The organism is Microvirga sp. CF3062 (genome assembly GCF_036314045.1).
In the GTDB taxonomy this organism is placed as follows: Bacteria; Pseudomonadota; Alphaproteobacteria; order Rhizobiales; family Beijerinckiaceae; genus Microvirga.
In genome coordinates this window covers 320,628-336,316 of record NZ_JAYGGN010000001.1, presented here as the reverse complement: position 1 = coordinate 336,316, position 15,689 = coordinate 320,628, and the positions used below count along the sequence as shown (strand labels likewise).

22 protein-coding genes are annotated in these 15,689 nt (G+C 64.8%); 4 read left to right on the top strand and 18 right to left on the bottom strand.

The features are described 5' to 3' along the window. Positions 1-144: 144 nt before the first annotated feature. Together VB618_RS01655 and VB618_RS01650 are read right to left on the bottom strand one after the other, a co-directional pair. Positions 145-1,035, bottom strand: a complete 891-nt coding sequence (locus tag VB618_RS01655) for a DUF2163 domain-containing protein (RefSeq protein WP_329794749.1) — start codon at positions 1,033-1,035, stop codon at positions 145-147. Between the two features lie 195 nt (positions 1,036-1,230). Continuing rightward, a complete protein-coding gene (locus VB618_RS01650) occupies positions 1,231-1,869 on the bottom strand; it encodes a DUF2460 domain-containing protein (RefSeq protein ID WP_329794748.1) in 639 nt (212 codons plus the stop codon). An 81-nt stretch (positions 1,870-1,950) separates the two neighbouring features. Between VB618_RS01650 and VB618_RS01645 the strand changes: the two genes are divergently transcribed. Next, positions 1,951-2,196 carry a YdcH family protein gene (locus VB618_RS01645; RefSeq protein WP_329794747.1) on the top strand — a complete coding sequence of 82 codons (246 nt, stop codon included), beginning with the start codon at positions 1,951-1,953 and terminating at the stop codon, positions 2,194-2,196. A gap of 6 nt (positions 2,197-2,202) precedes the next feature. Here VB618_RS01645 and VB618_RS01640 read toward each other — a convergent pair whose 3' ends face one another. Beyond that, positions 2,203-2,886, bottom strand: a complete 684-nt coding sequence (locus VB618_RS01640) for a phage tail tape measure protein (protein ID WP_329794746.1) — start codon at positions 2,884-2,886, stop codon at positions 2,203-2,205. A gap of 270 nt (positions 2,887-3,156) precedes the next feature. Here VB618_RS01640 and VB618_RS01635 point away from each other — a divergent pair, with 270 nt between their 5' ends. Continuing rightward, positions 3,157-3,633, top strand: a complete 477-nt coding sequence (locus VB618_RS01635) for a hypothetical protein (protein WP_329795128.1) — start codon at positions 3,157-3,159, stop codon at positions 3,631-3,633. Here VB618_RS01635 and VB618_RS01630 read toward each other — a convergent pair. The 6 genes from VB618_RS01630 to VB618_RS01605 all read right to left on the bottom strand — a co-directional run bounded on the left by VB618_RS01630 (position 3,611) and on the right by VB618_RS01605 (position 6,598). After that, positions 3,611-3,781 carry a phage tail assembly chaperone gene (locus tag VB618_RS01630; RefSeq protein ID WP_329794745.1) on the bottom strand — a complete coding sequence of 57 codons (171 nt, stop codon included), beginning with the start codon at positions 3,779-3,781 and terminating at the stop codon, positions 3,611-3,613. The two genes, VB618_RS01635 and VB618_RS01630, sit on opposite strands and share 23 nt — an antisense overlap. A gap of 17 nt (positions 3,782-3,798) precedes the next feature. Next, the gene (locus VB618_RS01625) at positions 3,799-4,182 is read right to left on the bottom strand and encodes a gene transfer agent family protein (protein ID WP_329794744.1); all 384 of its coding nucleotides are present in this window, start codon (positions 4,180-4,182) and stop codon (positions 3,799-3,801) included. 125 nt (positions 4,183-4,307) lie between these two features. Continuing rightward, positions 4,308-4,718 (bottom strand): phage major tail protein, TP901-1 family, encoded by a 411-nt coding sequence (locus VB618_RS01620; RefSeq protein ID WP_329794743.1) that lies wholly within the window; start codon positions 4,716-4,718, stop codon positions 4,308-4,310. Between the two features lie 314 nt (positions 4,719-5,032). Further along, positions 5,033-5,443, bottom strand: coding sequence for a DUF3168 domain-containing protein (locus VB618_RS01615; protein WP_329794742.1), 411 nt, complete (start codon positions 5,441-5,443; stop codon positions 5,033-5,035). Continuing rightward, entirely contained in the window at positions 5,440-5,775 is a 336-nt protein-coding gene (locus tag VB618_RS01610) for a phage head closure protein (RefSeq protein WP_329794741.1), read from the bottom strand. Before VB618_RS01610 ends, VB618_RS01615 begins: the two co-directional genes overlap by 4 nt. Before the next feature lie 256 nt (positions 5,776-6,031). Beyond that, the gene (locus tag VB618_RS01605; RefSeq protein ID WP_329794740.1) at positions 6,032-6,598 is read right to left on the bottom strand and encodes a head-tail connector protein; all 567 of its coding nucleotides are present in this window, start codon (positions 6,596-6,598) and stop codon (positions 6,032-6,034) included. Between the two features lie 25 nt (positions 6,599-6,623). On the opposite strand from VB618_RS01605, the gene VB618_RS01600 reads away from it, so the two are divergent. Together VB618_RS01600 and VB618_RS01595 are read left to right on the top strand one after the other, a co-directional pair. Continuing rightward, a complete protein-coding gene (locus tag VB618_RS01600) occupies positions 6,624-7,370 on the top strand; it encodes a S1 family peptidase (protein ID WP_329794739.1) in 747 nt (248 codons plus the stop codon). 80 nt (positions 7,371-7,450) lie between these two features. Beyond that, complete coding sequence (locus VB618_RS01595; RefSeq protein WP_329794738.1) at positions 7,451-8,239, top strand: S1 family peptidase; 789 nt, start codon at positions 7,451-7,453, stop codon at positions 8,237-8,239. 137 nt (positions 8,240-8,376) lie between these two features. On the opposite strand, the gene VB618_RS01590 is transcribed toward VB618_RS01595, so the two are convergent. From VB618_RS01590 to VB618_RS01550, 9 genes are all read right to left on the bottom strand, one after another. Next, positions 8,377-9,615, bottom strand: a complete 1,239-nt coding sequence (locus tag VB618_RS01590; protein ID WP_329794737.1) for a phage major capsid protein — start codon at positions 9,613-9,615, stop codon at positions 8,377-8,379. A 292-nt stretch (positions 9,616-9,907) separates the two neighbouring features. Continuing rightward, positions 9,908-10,132, bottom strand: coding sequence for a hypothetical protein (locus tag VB618_RS01585; protein ID WP_329794736.1), 225 nt, complete (start codon positions 10,130-10,132; stop codon positions 9,908-9,910). 107 nt (positions 10,133-10,239) lie between these two features. Then, positions 10,240-10,776, bottom strand: a complete 537-nt coding sequence (locus VB618_RS01580; protein WP_329794735.1) for an HK97 family phage prohead protease — start codon at positions 10,774-10,776, stop codon at positions 10,240-10,242. Continuing rightward, a complete protein-coding gene (locus VB618_RS01575) occupies positions 10,773-10,922 on the bottom strand; it encodes a hypothetical protein (RefSeq protein WP_329794734.1) in 150 nt (49 codons plus the stop codon). The genes VB618_RS01580 and VB618_RS01575 overlap by 4 nt, the downstream gene beginning before the upstream one ends. Further along, entirely contained in the window at positions 10,919-11,119 is a 201-nt protein-coding gene (locus VB618_RS01570) for a hypothetical protein (protein WP_181053492.1), read from the bottom strand. The genes VB618_RS01575 and VB618_RS01570 overlap by 4 nt, the downstream gene beginning before the upstream one ends. 422 nt (positions 11,120-11,541) lie before the next feature. Continuing rightward, positions 11,542-12,711, bottom strand: coding sequence for a phage portal protein (locus tag VB618_RS01565; RefSeq protein ID WP_329795108.1), 1,170 nt, complete (start codon positions 12,709-12,711; stop codon positions 11,542-11,544). A 666-nt stretch (positions 12,712-13,377) separates the two neighbouring features. Beyond that, positions 13,378-13,512, bottom strand: a complete 135-nt coding sequence (locus VB618_RS01560; protein ID WP_329794733.1) for a hypothetical protein — start codon at positions 13,510-13,512, stop codon at positions 13,378-13,380. 53 nt (positions 13,513-13,565) lie between these two features. Continuing rightward, positions 13,566-14,792 (bottom strand): DNA-packaging protein, encoded by a 1,227-nt coding sequence (locus VB618_RS01555; protein WP_329795107.1) that lies wholly within the window; start codon positions 14,790-14,792, stop codon positions 13,566-13,568. Between the two features lie 34 nt (positions 14,793-14,826). Beyond that, entirely contained in the window at positions 14,827-15,378 is a 552-nt protein-coding gene (locus VB618_RS01550; protein WP_329794732.1) for a hypothetical protein, read from the bottom strand. Positions 15,379-15,689 lie beyond the last annotated feature (311 nt).

Sequence of the window (15,689 nt, the reverse complement as noted above, 5' to 3'; positions counted from 1 at the left end):
GCACCTTATACTGCACCGGCCTTCCCTCACCCCAACCCTCTCCCACATGGGAGAGGGAGACGTGCTAGCTGGTTTACTCGCTCACCTGATTGCACCAGGCCACCCCTGCCCTTCCCCACAAGGGAGAGGCAAAAGCGTCCATCTTCACCGAAAGAAGCTCCCGCCATCCAATCCCGGCTCGCCCTGCTGCGGCATGCGGATGATGAAGTCGTTGCCGGGCATGTGCGGGAAGCCGCGGAAGTTCGCGACGTTGTCGAACTTCCTGCGGCACATGGCATGGGTCTTGTCGCAGCCCGCCGTCACGCGGAATGTGTCGCCAATCTTGATGGCTTGAGGCGCGCGCTGCCACAGGTCGAACTCGTCCGTGCCGTTGATGGCACGATGCACCTTGATCTCGACGGACACGCCTGCATTGTCGCCGGTGAGCCACGTGAGCTTGCCGGCATTGCACCATCCGTCCGCGAAGCCGATGCCGGACGCCGCGATGCTCAACGCACCGTCGGTGCGCGTCACCGTGCCCGTATCGGAATAGGCGGAAGCGGAAAGGTTGACGCCGCATTGCCCATCCCCGAGATCGGCCGAGCATGTGGCGCGGAAAAGCCGCCCGCGCTCTTCGTCGAAGCGGTGCATGAGGCCTCTCACCTCAGCGACGAAACTGCCGTCGGCGCGGCGGATCTCGCCGATGGAGCCGATGTCGAGCAGCACACGCTCGGCCACGTTGCTCCAGTTCACGAGCCAGGTCTCCACGCTCGCATCGTCGTAGAGGCCGGACGAGATGTCGTCCTCGGTCAACCCTGCGGAGACGAGCGCGCCGGCAACCTCGCCGCCGCCGACCGCGAAACCGAGTTCAACTGTCGCTTCCGCCGCCTCCAGCCCCGAGCGAGCGGCGTAAGTGGTGCCGCCAAAGGCAAGATCGCGGTCGTGGTCGGTGAAGCCGAAAGCGGTGCCATCGCGCCGGATGAGGCGCCAGCAATGGCACAGCGTCGTCGCTCCCTCGGTCAGATGGGCGGCGAGGTTTTCAGGGATGGTGCGCATGGAGATAAAGGCTCGGATGGTATCGATGATGATGTCTGATGTCCTACCCCCCACGTCATGGCCGGCCTTGTGCCGGCCATCCCGATACTGAAAGGCGAGGCGATTCAAACAACCGGGATCACCGGCACAAGGCCGGTGATGACGGGAGAGGCTTACCTTCCCCGCCTGCGGTTGTCAGGGATGACGCGTGAGAGCCTAAGGAACGATCTCGATCAGCGGGATCTGCGGGATGCCGCCGGCGTCGAAGGTGGAGAGGTCGATGTCGAGCTCGTCCGTATCGAAGCGCACCGGCACGTCGAAGGCGAAGCCCGCCGTGATGACGGCGCCGGCGGGCGGCGCGGCGGCAAAGGTCACGATCCCCGTGGCAGGATCGCAGTTGAAGCCTAAGCCCACCGTCTGCTCCACCCCGTTCACAGCCACCCGCACCGTGCCGCCGACCGGCTTGGCAATGGTGCGGGTGTAGGGTGCGAAGGCGGAGCCATAGGCTTTCACCAATTGAAAGCTGCGCTCCGCGCCGGTGCCGGTGCCGATAAGCTGGTCCAGCGGCGTCGGCTCCCGCGAGGGCTGGCCGGAGCGCCAGTCGGTGCGGTCGCGGAAGCGGAAGCCGTAGAGCCGGCCCCGCCGCTCCTCGAAGAAGGCGATCACCGCGTGCAGGGCATCGACGGTCCTGACGCCCAATCCCGCATCGTAGCGGCGGCGCGAGCCGGCCCAGCGGCTGTTGCGGTGCTCGCGGCCCGACGCGAGCGTGACGATATCGGTCCGCCGTACCGGCCCGCCCCGGCTGCCGAGGCCGACATCGAGCGGAAAGCGGACCTCGTGGAAGTCTGAGGCCATGGGGACATCCTAAAGGTTGAAACGAAAGAACCGGGGTGGCGTTGACGAGGCGCAAGCCATTCAACACGGAGGCGGCCCGCGATGAGCAATGCTCCCAACGACCTCGCGCAGGATTTCCCGGACAAGGTCGACCGGATCCACCAGCTGAAGACGAGCAACAACCGTTTCGCGCGGCTCTATGACGAGTACGACGAGCTGAACCGCACCATTCACCGGATCGAGACCCGGGTGGAGCCCAAGCCCGAGGATGTCGAGGAGGAGCTGAAGCGCCGCCGCCTGCAGATCAAGGACGAGATCATGGCGATGATCGAGGGCACCGGCGCCTGAGCGCCCTCACATCCCGCGCTGGCCCCGCGCAACCGCCCGGGCGAGCGCGGCGGAGACCTGCGCCTCGGAGCGGCGGAAGCTCTCCGCATCCGGGGTCGTGACGTTCACGGTCACCGAGACCGGCCGCCCTCCCCCGCCGCCCCGCACGCCGAGCCGCCCGTCCGACCCGCGCGCCAGCGGCATCACGGCCTCTGCCCCCTGCTCGCCCATGAGGCCGAGACCGCGCCCGAGCGGAAAGTAAGTCGGAGCGCCGACCACCCCGCCCTTGGCGAACGGCATCAGCATGCCGCGCGAAAGCACGCCGCCTTTGGCGAGAGCGGGACCGCCTGCACCAAACAGAGAACCGAGAAGAGACGACAGCCCGCCGCTTAGGCTTTGCCCTGCGCCTGACAGATCAGGCCCCATCGGCAGCGAATTGCCGAACAAACCTGCCATCAGTGTTTGCAGACCACGACTGAGCGCCATTTGTAGTGGAGCCATCGCCGAGCGGAGCGCGAATTCTGTGAATGACTTGCGTACGTCTTTTAGAACGTTATCAAATTTCTTGCCTTCCGAGATGTTCTTGGCGAAAGCATTGGAGAGGGATTCACCAAACCGTTCGGAGAGGCCGATGAGGGTATTGAGCTGGCGATCCGTCTGGCCTTTTTTGCCCAATGGATCGTCTATCTTCTGCAAGTCCTTGTCCGTCATATGAGCCTCAATAACCATCAAACATATTCAAATGTGCGTCTCAGCCCTAACCGTCATTGGTTTGGCTGGGCGTGCGCAGTCACGCCACGACATGGAGTTGCCGCGAACGTCCGACCCTCGTGTCAACAAGGCTATCGACGAGTGCTATTCCGATGCATTGAGGATCATCTATACGGCACCGCCTCGCACAGCCTCGGAGTACCGCGCTCAACAGTTTTTCAAGGCGAGCATGAAGGCCAAGGGTCACGAACTTTGAAAGATCGAAGCGCAATGGACACCGGATCGGTCTTATTACCCGAGCAACGCACGACAAAGCTCGGCATGCTTCGTCGGACATCTCTTTGCATGCTCCTGACGAGTGCCTTGGCCGCCTGTGTCAGCACTCCGCCCACTTCGTTCTACTTCAAGATACCCGGGCTCAGTTCGGACCAATGGAGCCGCATCCAGAAAGAATGCGCTTATGATGCGGAAAAGGCGACTGCATCGGCCAATCCAAAGACGGCGTTCGAATATACCTGGAGGCAAATCTTCATCATGTGCGCCGAGCTAAGAGGAGCGACCTTCGTCGGAAGACTGAGGATCTCGGATAACGAGTGGGAGCGTCTATCGGCGTCATGTGAGGAGGAGGCCCGCAATGCAGCCGCCGGACGCCCATCCTCTCGGGAGCGGGACGAGATGAAGGAAGATCGTAAAGTTGAATGCCTCAGGCGCAATGGCGTTGTGTTCAACCGATCCCTCTTTCCGTAAAGCCGCGCTCATCCGGAAACGCCGTCATCAATCGCCCGAGGTCTCTACGTAAAACGGGCTCCGTTCTTCGCCCGCCATGCAATCCTTCCCAGGCCGACAGCAGCTCGCGCGGCGTCGCGCGCCAGAAGTCTTGTGGGCTCCATCGCAAGATCCCTAATGCCAGCGTCAGCGCATCGTCCCAGGGGAAGGCGCATGGCTCGCGCTCGCCTCCTGGGATAACGGAGGGTTTGGCGTTGCCTCACCTCCGCCGAAGGTCATGACGAGAAGATCGGCCAGCGCCGCCGCCACGGGCTCGACACCGTCGTGCAGCGGCAAGCTCGCCACCTCCGCGTCGCTCATCGCATGACCGCCGCCGCGCAAGGCGACGGCGAGCAACGTGAGCAGGTCACGGCTCGACAGGCGCCCGGTGCCGAAGCGCTCCGTGAGCGCCATGAGGTCCTGCACGCCGAAGGCATCCTCCAGCTCCGTGAGGGCGCCGAGGGTGAGGCAGAGGGTGTAGCGCGTGTCGCCGAGCTGCAGCGCCACCTCGCCCCGTCGTCTGTTGGGCATGTGTTTCTTTCCTCTTTGTCGGGTGTCGTTCCCGGCCGGAGCGCAGCGAAGGGGAAGGGAATCCATTCACGCCGTCAGTGCCATGGACCCCCTTCCCGCACTTCGTGCGCCGGGGATGACAGTGGTCAGATGGCCACGAAGGCGAGCGCGCCGGCGGATTCGAACGCCATCTCGAACGTCACCTCGCCCGCATGGTCGCCGCGATATTCCAGGCTCGTGATCTGGAACGGGCCCTCGATGCGGCCGAAATCGGGAATGACGATCTGGTAGGCGAGAATGTCACCGTCGAAGAAGACCTGGCGCATGCGTGCATCGGAGGCTTCGTCCTTGAACACGCCGGAGCCGGAGATCGAGGCGCGGCGCACGCCGACGCCGGCCAGAAGCTCGCGCCAGCGCCCGGCGGATTCCGCGTGCGTCACGTCGACGGTCTCGGAATTGAAGGCGATCTGGCGCGTGCGCAATCCCGCCACAGTCACGAAGGCATTGCCGCCGTCGCCGATCTTGATGAGCAGATCCTTGCCCTTCTGAGCAGGCATGGGATGTCCTTATGTTGGTTGAGTAGATTTAGAAATTTGTATGGGGCGCTCTTCCCTCCCCCTGTGGGGAGGGGGTGCCGCGCAGCGGCCGGTTGGGTGTGGTCCAACCGGGTGAGGACTTCATCCAGCACTCACCACGTCATCACCGGCCTTGTGCCGGTGATCCCGATTGTTTGAGGCTCTTCGCTTTTCTGATCGAGATGGCCGGGACAAGCCCGGCCATGACATGGTTTTGCTATAGTGCAGCCGTGACAATGCGCAGTGTTCTGACTTTACCACCCGCCCCTGCTCCTCACCGCAAGGGGAAGGGAGAATCACAGCACCTCCGTCACCGCGCGCAGGTTTAAGCTGACGCGGGCGAGGCCGGAATCCTTGTCGCGGACGGAGGTGAGCTCCGTGACGCGCAGGTTGACGAGGCGGTGGCCGTCGAGGGTGAGCGATGCATCGTCGAGGATCGCGAAGAAGCGATCCGCAACCATCAACGCCGTACGCGCGCCACCCTTCTCCGACCAGATCACGACATCGACGCTTTGCGCATGGCCGCGGTCGAGATCGGTGGACCAGTCCTCGGCCTTCACGTCGCCGAAGAGCGCATAGACCGGTTCGGCCCCGCGCGGCGGCTCGTCGTAGAGGCGTAAAGATCCGCCCATAAGCGCGCGGAGTTCCGCGTCTCCTGAGGCCACGTCGACGATCGCGCGGCGCAGGGCAAGGACCGGGCTCGTCATGCCCTCACCTCCTCGACGAGGCAGACGAGATCGCGCTTCGACCCGTCCGGATCGGAGGCCGCGCGAATAGCGAAACGGCGCAGGCCAGCGGTGAGCCGCATGGCGCCCGTCACACCCTCGCGATAGCGCAGGGTGATGCGGTGCGTCAGGCTCTGTTCGGGCCGGTCGGCACGCACGCGCTCATGGCCTGAGAGCATCTCGATGGCGCCCCAGAGTTGCGGCCCTGGCGCATAGGAGCGGATGACGCCTCCGAAGCCGTCGGGCCGCTCCAGCGGTAACTCGAGCACGAACTGGCGCGACCGCGCGCCGATGGAAATCGATTTGGTTTTCATGGAAGTGTCTTTGAATGGGGCAGTGCCCGATTGAAGAACTCTCGACCTCATCCTGAGGAGGTCGAGCCAAGAAAGACGTGGATGGCCGGAACAAGCCCGGCCATGACGAGGATGGTGTCATCCCGGGGCCGCGCAGCGGAGCCCGGGATCCATAACCGCTGACGGTGTAAGAAGAGGCGTGACGCTGATCGCCCCTACTTGATGCGCCGTGGTTATGGATTCCCGCCTGCGCGGGGATGACAGTGGAGGATGATCGTCAAAGCCGCACCCGCTGAAACGGCGCCACGAGAGCCAGCGCCTCGGACGGCAGGATCTGCTCGCCCAAGACGTCGCCGCGATTCTCGAACCAGTGCGCCACGAGGATGCGGATAGCGAGCTTCAGGGTTGCAGGCACCGCCTCCGCCGCCGTGCCGAAGCCGGCGCGCAACGCGATGGAGATGCCGTTGCAGGACTTTCCCGGCTCCGGCGCATCTGCAACGACGATGCGCGGCGGGTCGCTCAAGGCATCCGCCTCGAAGGCATCGTCCGGCAACTCGGTGGCCACGCCTGCTGCATCCGTGATCCTGACCGCATCCACGGCGATGAGCGGGGCAAGCGGCAGCAGCACCACTCCGTCGCGGGGCCAACGGTCGAGCACCACGCGCCAATGCTGCTCGATGAGGATCCGCCGGGACGCCGCCTCGATCGTGAGCCTGGCCGCCTTGATGAGGCCTGAAATCAGGTCATCCTGCGCGGCGTCGTCCTCATCGACGCGCAGATAGGCCTTCATCTCGGCGAGCGCGATGGGCTCGACGGCGGGGCCGCTGACGAATATGGGAATCATCGGAACAAAGGATCCTTGTGCTGTCATGAAACGTCTGATCACGCTCTGCTTCGCGCTGTCGCTGTCCGCGACAGGCGCCCACGCCATCGTCGGCGGCCAGCCCGATGAGGGTCCGCTGTCGCGCCAGAGCGTGATGGTGTTGAGTTCGAACGGCGGCGTGTGCAGCGCCGTGGTACTGGCGCCGGATGTGGTGCTCACCGCCGCCCATTGCGTCACGGGCGCTGCCGAGCACCGGGTCCATTTCCGCGACGAGGGCGGCGAGCCCGTGCTGATCGTGCCCGCCGCGAAGACCGCTCATCCCGGCTACAACGCGAAAGCCATCGAGACGCGCAAGCGCTCCATCGATCTTGCCCTCGTGCGTCTTCCCGAGCCCCTGCCCGCGCGGTTCGAGCGGGCGACGCTCAGCGCCGCGAAGGTGCCCGAGAACACGTTCGTGACCGTCGGCGGCTATGGTCTTGCCCGCGAAGGCGACGCCAAGAGCACCGGCACCTTCCGCACCGCGTCGCTGACCGCCGTCGAGCCCTATGGACCGAGCAGGATCCTGCTCTGGGCCGAAGGATCCGGATCGGCCAGCGCTTGCCAAGGGGATTCCGGCGGGCCGATGGCGTCCGGAGCGACGGTCGCGGCGATCACAAGTTGGGCAGCGCCGGCCAAGGGCCGAAGCTGCGGAGGCCTGACGCAGGGCATCCTCGTCGGACCGCAGCGCGAATGGATCGACAGGATCCTGAAGGGCTGGAACCGAGCGGCGTTGTGGAGCGGCAACGGGTTTTAGAAATTCATAATGTAACGGAACTATCCTCGTTGCAGACGTCTTGCCTCAAAAAGGTCCCTCCTTCACGGCATCATCATTCCATGCGCGCATTGCCGATCCTCGCTCTTGCTGCCTTTACGCTCATTGCAAGCCCGGCCTGGGCCATCCTGCAGGGCTCCACCTCCAGGGATCCGAACGGCTTGCGCCGCTCCGTGGTCTCCATCGAGAATTCCCTCGGCGAGCTCTGCTCGGGCGTGATCGTCGGGCCCGATCTCGTGCTGACGGCAGCCCATTGCGTGATCGACCGCGCCGCCTATCGCGTCACCGCGCTCAACCGGGCCCTCCGGCCCCAGCGCTTCAACGTCGCCGCGCTCGCGATCCATCCGACGTTCGTGCCCGGCACCACGCCGCGCACGCAGCCCGGCATCGATCTCGCTGTCGTCAAACTCGACCGCCCCCTCGGTCCCGACTTCTTAGCTCTCGACCCGGCTCAGGCAGGACGCATCGATGTGGGCGATCAGGTGACGATTGCCGGATACGGCGTGCTCTCGGAGCGGGCCCGGGGCACGGCCCGGACGCTGCGCCAGACCAATCTCGTGTCACTCGGCCCCATCGAGGTCGCGAACCGCGTTCTCATCGTCGCCGACAGGAACCGGCTCGCCGAGACCACGGGGGCCGGCGCCTGCCGCGGCGATTCAGGGGGGCCGATCCTCGCCGCCACATCGAGCGGCTATCAGCTCTACGGCATTACGAGTTGGTCCAGCGGCGCCTTGCGCTCGCCCAGGCCGACCGCATGCGGCGGCCTCACCGCAGTGACTCCGGTGGTGGAGCACCTGCGCTGGATCTTGGGCAACATGCAGAGCCTCAACGGCGTGTGGACGGGAAATTGATGCAACGCGTGTTCCCTCCCCCTTGTGGGGAGGGATTAAGGGTGGGGGTGTGAGCGATAGCCTGTGAAGGTCTTGCGCCAACACCCCCACCTCCAACTCCTCCCCACAAGGGGGAGGAGAGCAAGCGCGACACTTCTCTACGCTGCAAACTTCAACAGCTTGATCGCCGCATAATCCTGCACGCCGCCGCCCACACGCTTGGTGGTGTAGAACAGCACATAGGGCTTGGCGGAATACGGGTCGCGCAGCACGCGCATGCCCGTGCGGTCAACGATGAGGTAGCCGCGCTTGAAGTCGCCGAACGCGATGGCGCAAGCATTCAGCGCAATATCCGGCATGTCCTCAGCCTCGACCACGGGGAAGCCCATGAGGGTTGCCGCCTGGCCGATGCTCGCGGGCGGCGCCCAGAGATACTGGCCGTTGTCGTCCTTGAAGCGGCGGATCGCGCTCTGCGTCTTTCGATTCATCACGAAAGCGGCGTTCTGGCGGTAGCCGGACTTCAGCGTGTAGATCAGGTCCACCAGCACGTCGGACGGGTTCTCGACCGGGAAGGTCGCGCCGCCGGTATTCACCGTGCCGAGGCGGCCCCATTCCCAGATTTCGTTCTCCACGGTATCGGCGGCAAGAAAGCCCTTCGGCTTGTTGACGCCATCACCGTTGACGAAAGCTGTGCTTTCCTGCTCGGCAAAGGCGGATTCGACTTCCTCGGCGATCCAGCTGTCGATATCGACCACCGCATCGTCGAGCAGGGTCTGCGTGGCCGCCGGCATGGCGTAGAGTTCCATGGCTGGGAAGCTCATCTCGGAGAGCGTGGGGCTTGCCGTCTGCGGCCGCGCTGCCGTCTCGCCCACCCAACCGGTGGCAGGGCCAGTGGTGGAGAAGGCGCGCTTGTATTGCCCGCCTGAGATCACCCGCACCGACGCAATGGCGCGGATCGGCGATACATTGGAAAGACGGCGCAGCACCTCGCGCTCGACATTGTCGGGCACGAGATAGCCGCCATCGGGGCCGGAGCCTGCCGAGAGCGCCTTCTCCTCCAGCCGCTTGAGGCCAGCGGCCTCGCCGGTGCGGACATAGGAGTGAAACGCCGCCTTGTGCTCGGCCTGGGCCGGGTCGCGCGGGGTGTCAGTGCCGCCTCCCAGAGGCGGGCGGGAGCGGTCGAGGGCGAGACGGTCGAGACGGCGCTTGGCGTCATCGAGGGCGGTGTCGATGCGGACGAGCTTTTCGTCCGTCACCACGTCGCTCGTGAGTCTGGTCTCGATCTCGGACAGGCGCGTGTCGTTAGCATCCTTGAAGGCTTCGAAGGCGCGGGCGAAATCATCGAACGCCGAGGCGACATCGTCGGACACGGCTTTGGTTTCAACAACGGGAATCATCACAATCCATCAATTTGAAAGAACAGCTTAGGAAATGAGCATCGGATGGACCCGAAAAGTGGGATCCACTTTTCGGTCCGATGCTCCAATAAAAAAGGCCTCCGAGTGGCGGGCCCGTTGTTTCCCGGTGAGGGGAATAGAGGTCCCTGACCTCATCCTGAGGAGCCGCGTGAGCGGCGTCTCGAAGGAGGCTCCAGAGAGCACTGGAGACGCCCTGATGCCCGGACAAAGTCCGGGACCTCGAGACGGTCACTGCGTGACCTCCTCAGGATGAGGGCTTAGTGTCGACGCTTCAGCGGCGGCGGGTCGTGCGGCGGACCGGGCGCGTGTTGGCCTGCACCGTATCGGACACGGCTGGACCGGCCGCAGCACCGATGGCACCACCGGCCACGGCACCGACGGGACCGGCCACCGCACCGACGCCGGCGCCGACGGCCGCACCGCCCACTCGCTCTTCCGTGGTCGTGCAGGCCGCAGCCGCAAGGCCGAGGAGCGCAACGAAAGCAAGCTTCTTCATGAGAACCTCCGAGACAAGCGAAGAACAGACACCTCTCGCGTGAGGAAAGGGCCCGCAGCCTCCGCGCTCTTGCGGGCTCTCAGGTAACGCGCTCCCACGGACAAGGTTCAGGAAAACAATCTGACGGCGGCACTGCGAATGTGGGCCGCAAGCTTCGGGGGCACTTGCTTCACGGTTTCGACCCGTGCGCCGGGCAGCATCGGAAAGGTCACGACCGAGATTTCCCACAGGTCGAGCCGCTCCAGGCGCCGCAACCCGGTCGGCCTCTCGGCCCTCGCGCGCTCGACGCGAAAGCCGATGGAGAGCCCGTCGACGGCACCGTCACGCATGAGCGCATGGATGTCCCGCGCCCGTTCGACCGCGAGGTTGAGCCGGCCGCGCACGCGCAATCCACGCAGGTCCTCCGCAATGGAGAGCCAGCGCCCGATGGGCTGCGCCGGATCGTGCTGCCACAGCAGGCGAATGTGGGGTGTGCCGCGCTTCCTGAGGCTGTCACGAAAGGCGCCCGGCATGACCACGTCCTTGCCGAGATCGGCCTCGCCGAACAGGCTGGCATAGCCTTCGAACACGCCATCAGTGTCGACGCCGCTCAGGGACTCGGGAAGGAACTTGCACTCACGGACGGTCGGTACAGCCGCCGTCATCGCGCGGCTCCGCGCGCCGATTTGGGCGGCTTCACGTCGAGCTTTTCGAGCTGGCGCACGAAGTCGCGGAAGACGAGAGTGGCGCGGATCTGGCTCTCCCGTGCGGCCTTCGGCTTGCGCGGCGCGCGGGATGAGAGGCGGGTCATGAGGGATCTCCCGAATGGCGGCGGTTGAACAGGGACAGCTCGCGCACGAACGCATCGAACCGGCGGTTGGCCGCGAACAGGTCGCGCAGGGTCATGGCAAGCAAGGCGGACGCCCCGCTGGCCCAGACGAACAGGGCCAGATGGGCAAGATCCCCGCGCCGGATGACGGCCTCGGTGATCTGATCAAATGAGTTCATGATTTGTTCTCGCAAAAAACTCCGTTGAGTGATGGTGAGAAAGGCATTGTCTTTCCGAAAGCTCTCAATGAGCGCCGTCATCCGGGACGGAGTGCAGCAGAGATCCGGGATCGTCAGCAGGATAGAGCGCTCACTCCCTCTCCCTGAGGGTTGGGGTGAGGGGTTAGTGTCCGCTCCGGATAGACCTGTAACCCCTCACCCGCGCCTGAAGGCGCGACCTCTCCCTGAGGGAGAGGTGAGCCGGCGCCACACTCGTCACGCGATCCCGAATCTCCGCTATGCTGCGTCCGGGATGACATCCACCACGTCATGGCCGGGCTTGTCCCTGCCATCCCGATCCTGAAAGGCACGGCGTTCCACATCATCGGGATCACCGGCACAAGGCCGGTGATGACGGCCAATATGAACAAGCACGACGCGGATTACTGTCTTCCCTTGCCATCTGCAACACGCCCATATCCCACCGCCTCACGCTTCTCGTCGTCGCTGAGAAACGCCGCCGCCGATACGCGCCGCCAGAGGCTTTCGCGTTCGTCGGCCAGCGCCTCGATGGCATCGAGATCGGGCTCGAGGGTAAGCGTCTCGCGATAGGCCGGAGCGAGCCAGTGGGCGAGCGCCTCGGCCGTGCGCTTCACCAGCGGGATCACCGTCTGGCGGTAGAAGGCGCGGTTGGCTTCCGCGTAGTTGGCGTGTGTGCTGTCGCCGGGCAGGCCCAGCAGCAGCGGCGGCACGCCGAAGGCAAGTGCGATCTCCCGCGCGGCGGCGGCCTTGGCTTCTACGAAGTCCATGTCCTTCGGCGAGAGCGAGAGCGGCTTCCAGTCGAGCCCGCCCTCCAAAAGCAGCGGGCGGCCCGCATTGCCGGCACCCTGATAATTGGTTTCCAGCTCACTCTTGAGCCTGTCGAACTGCGCATCGGTGAGCGTCGCGCCACCGACCACGAGCGCACCGGAGGGCCGCGCCGCATTGTCGAGGAGCGCCTTGTTCCAGGCGCCCGCTGCGTTGTGGATGTCGAGCGCCGTGGCGGCCGCCTCCATGGGCGATAAACCATAATGGTCGTCCGCCGGATGGAACAGCGTGAGATGCAGGATCGGCGCCAATGCCTCGTCGCGGATCGGAAAGCGCACAGCCTGCGTGCCGACCGTATATTCGTACGCGGCGGGCCAGCCGTCGGCATCCGGCACCACGCGCATGCGGTCGGGGCGCAACGCGTGCAGCTCATGCGGCGCGCCGTCGAGACTCACAGCCTCCAAATAGGCGTTGCCGGACACCATCAGGTGCCCGTAGAGGCTCTCGAGAAAACGCTGCCCGCCCTCCCGCGCATTGGGCCGCGACAGCAGCGACAACAGCGGATGCGACGGAAGCTCCCTCCCCTCGCTCATGAGCACCAGCGGCAGGGACGCCGCCGCCTCGCTCACCAGCCGCACGGCGCGGTGCACGATGGCGTTCTTCTGAAATCCCTCGCGGGAGAGCGCCGCATAATCGCGCGGCGTCCACACCGGGCGCCCGGCGACGTAGAGCGCAACCGCGCCGTGCGCACGCGAGGCCTTGGCCTCCGGCGGAGCCTGGAGCCAGCGGGTCAATCGGTTCAGCATGAAAGGGTCCTGCCAAGAGGGCATTAGGAGGTGAAGGGCGTAAAGTGTGGGAACTGCGAGAATGACACCCTGCCCGTCATCCCCGGACTTGTTCCGGGGATCCACGTCTTCTCGCGCTGCAGTTCTAAAGACATGGATGGCCGCAACGAGTGCGGCCATGACGAGGTGTCGTTTTCAGCAAGCACCACAATCGAACTGCCTGCCGTGGCTTCAAACTGCCGATAACTTCCGCAGCCGATGACCGCAAAGGATGCAGGTTTCGTGCATACGTCATTGGCCGGTCACATACCCCAGGGTAATCTCGAGGTGTTGCAGGGGCATCCGGCGACATTCACGCGCCAGCCGGGCTGCTTTCCCCGGACCGGCTGGCGCGACCATCAGATTCAACAGGGCTCTGCCGTCCTTCTCACCTAGGAGGACGGCACGAGGCAGATGGCGGGGCGGATCGGCACGGATGGACTGCTATCCGCCCCAGCCCTGCAGTCATGATCTTCACGACAATGTCGACGGCGTGGGCTCGATATCCTTCCGAGATAACGCTGGCGCAAAAGGCTCACCTCATCAGGAGCCTTGAGGATTGTCTGCAACGGCATAGCTTATGCGGCGTGGCTGCACATGTTGCCCCTACGGTAGCCACGGCGCCCCGGCCGGAGATGTGCGTGAACACTACCCTTCGGCTGGGGCGTTCTTTTCCAGCAGTACTCGTCCCTCCCTCGTCATCACCGGCCTTGTGCCGGTGATCCCGATGATGTGGAACGCCGCGCCTTTCAGGATCGGGATGGCCGGGACAAGCCCGGCCATGACGGAAAGGTCTCACCTGATCGCATCACCTCTCCCGTTAGGAAGAGAGGCGCCTACAACACCCGCACCCGCGGCTCTCGCCGTTCGCGCAGCATCAGCTCGGTGAGCGCCCAGACCAGCGCATCCATGCGGTCGGGCGAGCGGCCAGAGGTGAGGCCCCCGGGGCCGAAATCGCAGAGCTCGTCCTCCAGTTCCGGCAGCGCGCCCACATGGCGCACGCGGTTCTGCGCGTAGAGCACGGAGACCGGCTCGGCGCGCAGGTATTTGCCGCGCGTGGCGCGCACGCTTACCACGGGCACGGACGGGTCGACCTCGCGGATCACGTTGCCCACCATCTCGCCGCCCTGGTTCGTCTCGACCACGAGCGCATCGGCCTGCAGCCTTCGATACAACGCCACAGCCTTCGAGGCCCATTCGGGCGGCTTCAATCCTGAGGCGGTCGCATCCTCCAGCACATAGGTCATGCCGCTCTCATTCACACCGGCTGCAACGATCCCGCAGGCATCCGCCCGCTTCGATGAGGAGGCCGGCGGATCGACCGCCACGACGATGCGCATGAGCGATGGCGCCGCGTCGATGCGATTGCTCTCGATGACGTCGCGCGTCCAAAGCGCATCGAGACGATCCTCGATGATGTCGCCGTCGAGTTCCTGCCGACCAAGACGCGTGCCCGCATAGCGACGCACCACCGTGTCGAGAAAGGCCGGCGCCAAGTTCTCCGCATTCTCGGCGGTCCGCATCCGCGACACCGCCACTGACGGATCGGCGAGGAAGCGCTTCAGGATCGGAATCGGGCGCGGCGTGGTCGTCACCATCTGGCGCGGATGAGCGCCGAGGCGCAGGCCGAACTGCAGCATGTCCCAGGTCTCCTCCACGTGCCGCCACTTGGCGAGTTCGTCCGCCCAGGCGGCCTCGAATTGCGGGCCGCGCAACGAATCCGGATCTTCAGCCGAGAATACCTGTGCCACCGTGCCGTTCGCCCATTCGAGCTTGCGCAGCGATGGCGACCAGGTGGGGCGCTCATGCCGCGCATGGACGGCGAGGATGCCGGCAGGCCCCTCCACCATCACGTTGCGCGCATCGGAAAAAGTTTCCCCGACAAGCGCGATGCGCCGCGAGGCGCTGGTCCCGAAATCGGGATCGCCCAGGGCGATGCCGCGCACCCATTCGGCGCCGGTGCGGGTCTTGCCCGCGCCGCGTCCGCCAAGGATGAGCCAGATCGTCCAGGGGTCGTGCGTCCGGGCAAGGCCCGGCAGGCGCTGCTCGGGCCGGCAGCGCATCGGCCAGAAGCGGAGAATGCTGTTGAGTTCGCTCTCAGACCAGGAGTCCGTCGCGTCCGCGAGCCTCCTCCTCCGCGATAACCCGGTCAAGATGGCGAGCAAGCTCCTCGCGGAGTTCGTGCAGGCTGCGCCGGGGTCTGTTGTCATGGGGCTCGGTGTCATCGAGCGTTGAACTTTCCTGTTCCACAAGCGCCCGGGCGGCTGCGAGAGTCTTCGCATAAGACGCGAGCCTGCGGGCCGTCTTGTCGTGATCCTTGGCTTGGCCCCTGCGCTGCTCGTCCATGAGCGTGTCGATCTGCACCCGCGTGGCCTGCGCCAGCGCGCGGGCCGCATCGTTCACCGACGCGACGGCAGCCTTGGCGATACCCGCCATGCCGCTCTCGTTCTTCGCGGCCTTGCTCAGGGCATTCTCGTTCAGGGCCACATCGCGCGACGGCCAGCCCCAGCGCTGGCGCAGCCGCACGAAGGTGCCTGCGCTGACGCCGAGAAAGGTCTGGATGTCGGGCAGATGCTTGTCCGGCTCACGGGCATAAATCTCCCAGGCCTGCTGCCTCTGCTCGTCCGCGATTTCAATTCTCTGACGCATTGGGAAATAGCCAACAAAAAACCGCCCAAGCGGGGGCGCCGGGCGGTGGAGGTTTTGTCCGACGCGGTGAATGCGGGTGGGGGCTCTTCATTCACACTTCGTCAGTGTTCTTGTTTTGTACTCTAAGAGCGTTACGCTGTCAAGATGGATTCTTACCTTTCAAGCAGGGTGGCTGTTCAAAGCCTTACAAGCTCGTCCACAGATGTTCTAAAAGTATGAGGAAAATAAGGATAATGTGACGTCCCTAAGGGACTAAAGTCAGAACAAGTGCGAGATGAACAAGAAACGGTCTTCGGCTTATGGAGACGAAG

What these genes read in the sequence shown, in the direction of transcription:
- VB618_RS01655 (WP_329794749.1), bottom strand. Translation starts at nt 1,035, where the DNA reads ATGCGCACCATCCCTGAAAACCTCGCCGCCCATCTGACCGAGGGAGCG.
- VB618_RS01650 (WP_329794748.1), bottom strand. Translation starts at nt 1,869, where the DNA reads ATGGCCTCAGACTTCCACGAGGTCCGCTTTCCGCTCGATGTCGGCCTC.
- VB618_RS01645 (WP_329794747.1), top strand. Translation starts at nt 1,951, where the DNA reads ATGAGCAATGCTCCCAACGACCTCGCGCAGGATTTCCCGGACAAGGTC.
- VB618_RS01640 (WP_329794746.1), bottom strand. Translation starts at nt 2,886, where the DNA reads ATGACGGACAAGGACTTGCAGAAGATAGACGATCCATTGGGCAAAAAA.
- VB618_RS01635 (WP_329795128.1), top strand. Translation starts at nt 3,157, where the DNA reads ATGGACACCGGATCGGTCTTATTACCCGAGCAACGCACGACAAAGCTC.
- VB618_RS01625 (WP_329794744.1), bottom strand. Translation starts at nt 4,182, where the DNA reads ATGCCCAACAGACGACGGGGCGAGGTGGCGCTGCAGCTCGGCGACACG.
- VB618_RS01620 (WP_329794743.1), bottom strand. Translation starts at nt 4,718, where the DNA reads ATGCCTGCTCAGAAGGGCAAGGATCTGCTCATCAAGATCGGCGACGGC.
- VB618_RS01615 (WP_329794742.1), bottom strand. Translation starts at nt 5,443, where the DNA reads ATGACGAGCCCGGTCCTTGCCCTGCGCCGCGCGATCGTCGACGTGGCC.
- VB618_RS01610 (WP_329794741.1), bottom strand. Translation starts at nt 5,775, where the DNA reads ATGAAAACCAAATCGATTTCCATCGGCGCGCGGTCGCGCCAGTTCGTG.
- VB618_RS01605 (WP_329794740.1), bottom strand. Translation starts at nt 6,598, where the DNA reads ATGATTCCCATATTCGTCAGCGGCCCCGCCGTCGAGCCCATCGCGCTC.
- VB618_RS01600 (WP_329794739.1), top strand. Translation starts at nt 6,624, where the DNA reads ATGAAACGTCTGATCACGCTCTGCTTCGCGCTGTCGCTGTCCGCGACA.
- VB618_RS01595 (WP_329794738.1), top strand. Translation starts at nt 7,451, where the DNA reads ATGCGCGCATTGCCGATCCTCGCTCTTGCTGCCTTTACGCTCATTGCA.
- VB618_RS01590 (WP_329794737.1), bottom strand. Translation starts at nt 9,615, where the DNA reads ATGATTCCCGTTGTTGAAACCAAAGCCGTGTCCGACGATGTCGCCTCG.
- VB618_RS01585 (WP_329794736.1), bottom strand. Translation starts at nt 10,132, where the DNA reads ATGAAGAAGCTTGCTTTCGTTGCGCTCCTCGGCCTTGCGGCTGCGGCC.
- VB618_RS01580 (WP_329794735.1), bottom strand. Translation starts at nt 10,776, where the DNA reads ATGACGGCGGCTGTACCGACCGTCCGTGAGTGCAAGTTCCTTCCCGAG.
- VB618_RS01575 (WP_329794734.1), bottom strand. Translation starts at nt 10,922, where the DNA reads ATGACCCGCCTCTCATCCCGCGCGCCGCGCAAGCCGAAGGCCGCACGG.
- VB618_RS01570 (WP_181053492.1), bottom strand. Translation starts at nt 11,119, where the DNA reads ATGAACTCATTTGATCAGATCACCGAGGCCGTCATCCGGCGCGGGGAT.
- VB618_RS01565 (WP_329795108.1), bottom strand. Translation starts at nt 12,711, where the DNA reads ATGCTGAACCGATTGACCCGCTGGCTCCAGGCTCCGCCGGAGGCCAAG.
- VB618_RS01560 (WP_329794733.1), bottom strand. Translation starts at nt 13,512, where the DNA reads ATGGCCGGGCTTGTCCCGGCCATCCCGATCCTGAAAGGCGCGGCGTTC.
- VB618_RS01555 (WP_329795107.1), bottom strand. Translation starts at nt 14,792, where the DNA reads ATGCGCTGCCGGCCCGAGCAGCGCCTGCCGGGCCTTGCCCGGACGCAC.
- VB618_RS01550 (WP_329794732.1), bottom strand. Translation starts at nt 15,378, where the DNA reads ATGCGTCAGAGAATTGAAATCGCGGACGAGCAGAGGCAGCAGGCCTGG.